This is a genomic window from Desulfobacula sp. (assembly GCF_021107415.1).
Genome location: NZ_JAIOSW010000241.1, coordinates 1 through 6,722, shown reverse-complemented (window position 1 = coordinate 6,722; position 6,722 = coordinate 1). Strand labels below are relative to the sequence as shown.

Below are 6,722 nucleotides of genomic sequence, written 5' to 3'. Positions count from 1 at the left end.
GAAATATCAGGGAGTTAAAAAATGTTCTTGAGCGGGCCATGATTCTTACGAAAGGCTCTCAAATCACCAGCCACCATGTCATTCTCAATGAATCCCAGGAAAAAATATTTAAACAAATAAACCTGGACTCACTCATTCCACTGATAATTAATGATCATGGACTCAGCCTTGATGATCTTGAAAGTTATTGTATTAATTATGCGATGAAAACGTTGAATAATAATGTTTCCAAGGCTGCCAGGTTCCTTGGCCTGTCCCGTGCCACACTCCGGTACAGACTGGAAAAAATGAATGAATAAATTTTAAGATACAGCAGACAGGAAAATCTGTGTCAAAGATAAAACAGCTCCAGCGATAAAGAGCAATATTATTGCTATAGATATATAAACAAGGAGAATGGAGTTTCAGATGGATGTAGAACGGATTTATCTCTGAAATAAAATTGGACTATGTGAAAATATTGTAATAAAACTATGTAAAAAAAGTACTAAAACTATGTAAAAATTTTCCCTCTTTTAGCAAAACAATTTGTCTCATTACCCTTATTACCTTATATGGATCAGATTTAAACTGAAGTATATAGACCATTCTGACAATCTGGAGTAAATAACTTTTAACAAAATGATGTTTGGCATATAAATTGCTATATTCTACAATTATGATAGCAAGTAATTATACTTGAACAAACACTAATTGAAGGAGAATGAATCATTGAAAAGACTATTATTTTTAGTAAGTTTATCACTTGTTTTATTATTGGCCGTTGGAAACGTTATTGCAGCACCGTACGATTTTAATAACAATAATCAGGGATGGGAACAAACATATGCAGGTCGACCATCTGGTGGGCCACTCTATGATACACTGTTTGCGAATACTCCTGCAAACTGGCAAGGATCAGGGTATGGCAATACGACCGGTCATATCTATCAAACTGCTCAAGGGATTGAAGAACGTGCCTATTGGATGGGAATAAAAGGTAACACATTCCTGGGGGACCTTACCGGTATGCAACTGCAGACAGATATTTACAGCACTATTAATTGGGAAACCATTGCAAATGGCAGTTCCGGAGATGATGGCAATGTCTATGCCCGCTGGGTAATCTCCAATCAGCTGGATTCAGGACTTCACAATATGTTTGTTTCAACACAAGCAGCAAGTATTGATATCAACGATCTTAGTGGATGGGAAACCCATTCGATTAATTTAGAAGCAAATAATTTTTTCCGCTGGCCAAACTCTGCTGCAAATAATCAGTCTTTTTACGAGGTCTTAACCGGCTATACCAGTATCGGATTATATATTTTCAGCGGAACTGATACTATTTCTAATATCGATGGGGGTACGGGAACCTGGGGAAACAATCAGCTTCTTCACTACGGAGCCTACTCTATTGATAACAATCCAGCTACTTGGGCACTTGATAATTTTAAAGCAGCTCCTGTTCCGGAGCCAGCAACTATTATGCTTTTCGGACTTGGGCTTCTGGGCCTTGCAAGAATTAGCAGAAAAGAATAATTAAAAGTTTAACAATTGAACAAGAAAGGCTGCGGCATCCGTTAACTCTATATTGCAGCCTTTCATACTATCAATCGGTTTTTAAGACAGAAAGAAATGCAGACTGGGGAATCTCAACAGAACCCACCATTTTCATTCGTTTCTTGCCTTTTTTCTGTTTTTCAAGAAGCTTTCGTTTTCTTGATATATCACCGCCGTAACATTTGGCTGTCACATCTTTTCTAAATGCGGATATGGTTTCCCTGGAGATAATTTTCCCTCCAATGGCGCCCTGGATGGGTATTTTAAACTGCTGTCTGGGAATTTCTTCCCTTAATCTTTTACAGGCCGTCCTTGCTCTTGCTTCGGCTTTATCCCTGTGTATCAGCTGGGACAGGGCATCCACCCGTTCACCATTGATAAGGAAATCAAGCTTAACAAGATCGGTCTCCTGGTATCCGGCAATCTCATAGTCAAATGACCCATATCCCTGGGTAACACTTTTGAGCCGGTCATAAAACTCATACACCACCTCAGCCAAGGGAAGCGTAAATTTCATTTCCATACGGTTACTGGTTAAATACTGGTAATTATTGCTGACCCCTCGAAATTCATGGCAAACCTTCATAACATTGCCCATGTATTTGTCCGGCACGATGATGGACGCATTAATAAACGGTTCACGAACCCGGGAGATTTCAGCCGGATCAGGGTATTGTACCGGGTTATCTATAATTTTTACCGTGCCGTCCGTATAGGTAATCTCATACATGACAGAGGGAGATGTTAAAATTAGAGAGACATTATATTCCCTTTCAAGCCGTTCCTGGACAACTTCAAGATGTAAAAGGCCCAGAAATCCGCACCTGTATCCAAACCCGAGGGCCGTGGAACTGTCTTTTTCATAGATCAGCGAGGCATCATTGAGCTTAAATTTTTCCAAAGCATCGGTAAGTTCCTCGTAATCATCAGATGCCACCGGATACATGGAAGAAAAAACAACCGGTGTCGGTTCCCTGAAGCCTTCCATGGGTTTATCGCACCGTTTATCAGCCATGGTGACGGTATCCCCGATTTTTACATCACTGATATTTTTAATACCTGCAAGAAAATATCCCACCTGCCCTGCCACAAGTTCCTTTTGCGGTTTTCGCTCTATTTGAAACAATCCCACCTCTTCAACTTTGTACTGGGCATCATTGGACATCAACTGGATCTTATCTCCTTTTTTAATGCTGCCATCAAAAATTCTAAAATGAATGATGGTTCCCCTGAATGCATCGTAATGGGAGTCAAATATCAGGGCTTTAAAAACAGACTCTTCCTTTGTAAAAGGCGCGGGGATTCCATCCACAACGGCCTGGAAGATTTTATCCACACCGGCTCCTGTTTTTGCAGAAACCGACAAGGCATCATCAGGATCCAGTCCCAGATCCTCTTCAATCTGCTCTCTGGCCCAGTCAATCTCGGCAGACGGCAGATCTATCTTATTAATCACGGGTATGATTTCAAGATCATGTTCCATGGCAAGATATAAATTTGCCAGGGTCTGAGCTTCAACTCCCTGACTTGCATCAACCAGTATTAATGCACCTTCACAGGATGCCAGCGCTCTTGATACTTCATATGAAAAATCCACATGACCCGGTGTATCTATCAGGTTTAAGAGGTATTGGGTGCCATCGGCAGCTGTATATGGAAGAGACACGGTCTGGCTTTTAATAGTAATGCCCCTTTCCCTTTCAATGTCCATGGTATCCAGTATCTGGTCTTTCATGTCCCTTTCCAAGATAATACCGGAAAGCTGGATCAGCCGGTCGGATAGCGTTGACTTCCCATGATCGATATGGGCGATAATGCTGAAATTTCGAATATTCTTTATGTTTAATTTCAATGGTTCTCCAAACTAATATATTGACAAATACCACGTATACAGCTAAATTTTATTTTTATATATTTATCAATTGAATTAAAAGGTGTCAAGAAAAGCTCGAACTATAGCAAATAACCTTGGAGAAAAAAATTCATGACATATTCTATCCTGATTGTTGATGACGATGTTGCGATTAAAGAATCTGTAGAAGAATATCTAAAAATTTTGAATTATGAAGTTAAAAGCGCTTTAAATGCAGATAAAGCCTTGGAAATACTTAATTCGTTTAAAGCAGATGTTGTCCTGACGGATATTATGATGCAAGGCATGGACGGGCTGGAACTTACACGCGAGATAAAAAAATCATATGACATTGATGTCATGGTCATGACCGGTTACAGTGCCGAGTATTCATACGAAGAAGCAGTTCAGGCAGGGGCCAGCGATTTTATTTTCAAACCGTTTCGTTTTGAAGAACTGGATTTACGAATTAAAAGAGTTTTAAGGGAAGCCTCGTTTAAAAAAGAACGCGCAAAACTCTTAAAAAAACTTGAAAAACTTGCCATTACAGACGCTTTGACAGGACTTTATAACTCACGACACTTTTTTTCCCAGATAAAAACTGAAATCAACCGGCACAACCGATATTCACACACCCTGTCATTGCTGATCCTGGATATTGATTTTTTTAAAAAATATAATGATACCTGGGGGCATCTTGGAGGGGATGAGGTCCTTATGAGGATTGGAAAAACAATCAAAGTCTGTATGAGATCCATGGACACGGCCTATCGATATGGTGGAGAAGAGTTTGCCATTCTTTTGCCGGAGACAAGGATTCAAAAGGCCTGTGTGGTGGGAGCAAGAATAAAAGACAACATCGGCTCTCAAATATTTGAGCCGGAACCGGGCAAAAAAGCATCAATCACCATCAGTATTGGTGCCACCGAACTTGTGAAAGGAGAAGATCTCAAATCATTTATCGGCCGATCCGATAAAGCCCTTTATCAATCAAAGGATACCGGCCGTAATAAATTAACCTATATTGTTTCAGAATCCTGAGAACTCAGGCTGTATTGATCCGCATGCTCATATCCACCGATTTTGCCTGGTGGGTGAGTGCGCCACAGGAAATCACATCTACGCCCGTGGCAGCTATTTTGTTCAGTGTTTCAAATGAGACATTCCCGGATGCTTCCACAACTGCCCTGCCCTTAATATATTTTACAGCTTCTGCCATCTGATCATAATCCATATTATCCAGCATGATCACTTCAACTCCTGCATCAATCGCCGCTTTGACTTCATCAAAATTTGAAACTTCAACCTCAATTTTCATCAAATGGGAGGTCCTGTTTTTAACCGCATCCACTGCATTCTTGATAGAGCCTGCAACAGCAATATGATTATCCTTGATCAAAATGCCGTCATATAAGGACATGCGGTGATTAAAAGCCCCTCCTGCTCTGACTGCTTCTTTTTCAAGACTGCGTAACCCGGGAGTCGTTTTTCTCGTATCTGTCAGTCGGACATTCTCAAAGCTTAGTTCTTCTACATAGGAACGGGTCAATGTTGCAATTCCAGAGAGCCGCTGTAAAAAATTTAAGGCCACCCGCTCTCCTTTTAAAAGGGATAAAAGGTCTGCATGGACTTTAAAAAAAACCTCCCCTTTTTTTATAGAATCACCATCTGAAAACGAAGAATTGAGTTCACAATCCGGATCTAAGAGTTTGAACACCCTTGTTGCCACCTCAATTCCGGCAAGAACAAATGGCTCTTTTGCAACGATCACGCCTATGCCTGGAAGAGATTTCGATAAAATACATTCTGTTGTGATATCGCCAAGGCCTGAATCTTCAAAAAGAGCTAATTTGATTATATTTTCAATAGTATTCATGGTCGATCACTTCAATCTGAGTATTCTCTCAAGATTTTCTTTAAGCTTGTTATTCTTTTCTTCAAGCTCTGTGTGCTGTGATTTAACTTTTTGGATTACTTCTTCCGGTGCCTTTTCAAGGAAACTTTCATTGTTAAGTCTTTTCTGAACAATCAAAAGCTCTTTGGTATTTTTTTCAAGTTCTTTTTCAAGCCGTTTAATCTCCTTGTCAAAATCAATAACACCCTCAAGGGAGACAAAACAGGTAGTGTTCCCGGTAACGGAAGATGCACTGGAGGAAGGGATGTTGTCTGCATTAGAAAAATAAAAACTTTCAAGCGCTGCAAGATTTACAATAATGGATTTATTTTCAGCAATAATAATTTTTTCTTTTTCATCTGCTGTATGTCCCAGCACTTTGATTTTCATGGATGGCTGGATATTCATCTCGCTTCTGATATTCCGAATACCTGTGATCAGACCAAAAATAAATTCCATATCCTTTTCAACGGCCTTATTCCTGTTGGTTTCATATTCTTTTTCATTATAGGGGTAAGACGCCGCCATAACAGAGCCTTTGGTTGCCGGCAGGATGCTGTAAATCTCTTCGGTAACAAAGGGCATAAACGGATGAAGTATAATCAGAATATCTTTCAGAATTTTCGAAAGAACATTTCTTGCACAATCCCTTCTTTGAACACCCTCTTTTTCATAAAGCGCAGGCTTGGCAGTCTCAAGAAACCAGTCACAGAACTCATGCCATACAAATTTGTAAGCCGCTGATGCCGCTTCATTAAACTTATAGTTTTCAATGCCGTCTTTTACAGCAAGGGAGGTATAAGCACATCTTGAGAGTATCCATTTTTCAGCCAGATTAAGCCTTTTACAGTCAATCTTTGTATCTTTTTCTGTAATATGCATAAGGGCAAATCGTGATGCATTCCAAAGCTTGTTGACAAAATGGCGGTATCCTTCCACCCTTGATTCAGACATCTTGACATCACGTCCCTGGGCCGCAAAAGCCGCCAAAGTAAACCTGAACGCATCTGCACCATATTCATCAATCACTTTTAACGGATCAATGACGTTTCCCTTAGATTTGCTCATTTTTTTTCCATGCTCATCCCTGACAAGGGCATGGATATAGACATCATCAAACGGTACATCCTCCATGAAATGAGTCCCCATCATCATCATCCTGGCAACCCAGAAAAAAAGAATATCAAAACCGGTTACCAGCACATTGGTGGGATAAAATGTCTTTAAAAGATCCGTATTTTCCGGCCATCCCATGGTTGAAAACGGCCAGAGTGCACTTGAGAACCAGGTATCCAACACATCTGTCTCCTGAGCAATCTTTTTTGATCCGCAGGAAGGACACTGGGTCGGATCACTCTCTTCAACAATCACCTCATTACAGTCCGGGCATTTCCAGACGGGAATTCTGTGACCCCACCAGATCTGCCTTGAAAT

The 6,722-nt window shown here is 40.4% G+C and carries 6 protein-coding genes; 3 read left to right on the top strand and 3 right to left on the bottom strand.

Translation table 11 applies throughout. From position 1 onward, the window contains the following. Both K8S13_RS13050 and K8S13_RS13045 read left to right on the top strand, forming a co-directional pair. Window positions 1-299: helix-turn-helix domain-containing protein (locus tag K8S13_RS13050; RefSeq protein WP_291463087.1), on the top strand; the 299-nt coding region annotated here is incomplete at its 5' end. Window positions 300-711: 412 nt separating this feature from the next. Then, entirely contained in the window at window positions 712-1,521 is an 810-nt protein-coding gene (locus K8S13_RS13045; protein ID WP_291463085.1) for a PEP-CTERM sorting domain-containing protein, read from the top strand. A gap of 70 nt (window positions 1,522-1,591) precedes the next feature. On the opposite strand, the gene lepA is transcribed toward K8S13_RS13045, so the two are convergent. After that, window positions 1,592-3,394, bottom strand: coding sequence for a translation elongation factor 4 (gene lepA, locus K8S13_RS13040; protein ID WP_291463083.1), 1,803 nt, complete (start codon window positions 3,392-3,394; stop codon window positions 1,592-1,594). 132 nt (window positions 3,395-3,526) lie between these two features. Between lepA and K8S13_RS13035 the strand changes: the two genes are divergently transcribed. Further along, the gene (locus tag K8S13_RS13035; protein WP_291463081.1) at window positions 3,527-4,435 is read left to right on the top strand and encodes a diguanylate cyclase; all 909 of its coding nucleotides are present in this window, start codon (window positions 3,527-3,529) and stop codon (window positions 4,433-4,435) included. Window positions 4,436-4,439: 4 nt separating this feature from the next. Here K8S13_RS13035 and nadC read toward each other — a convergent pair whose 3' ends face one another. Further along, window positions 4,440-5,270, bottom strand: coding sequence for a carboxylating nicotinate-nucleotide diphosphorylase (nadC, locus tag K8S13_RS13030; RefSeq protein WP_291463080.1), 831 nt, complete (start codon window positions 5,268-5,270; stop codon window positions 4,440-4,442). A 6-nt stretch (window positions 5,271-5,276) separates the two neighbouring features. After that, window positions 5,277-6,722 (bottom strand): class I tRNA ligase family protein (locus tag K8S13_RS13025; RefSeq protein WP_291463079.1); only part of this gene is annotated, 1,446 nt, incomplete at its 5' end.

Coding starts and splice junctions, on each gene's coding strand:
- K8S13_RS13035 (WP_291463081.1), top strand. CDS start 3,527: ATGACATATTCTATCCTGATTGTTGATGACGATGTTGCGATTAAAGAA.
- nadC (WP_291463080.1), bottom strand. CDS start 5,270: ATGAATACTATTGAAAATATAATCAAATTAGCTCTTTTTGAAGATTCA.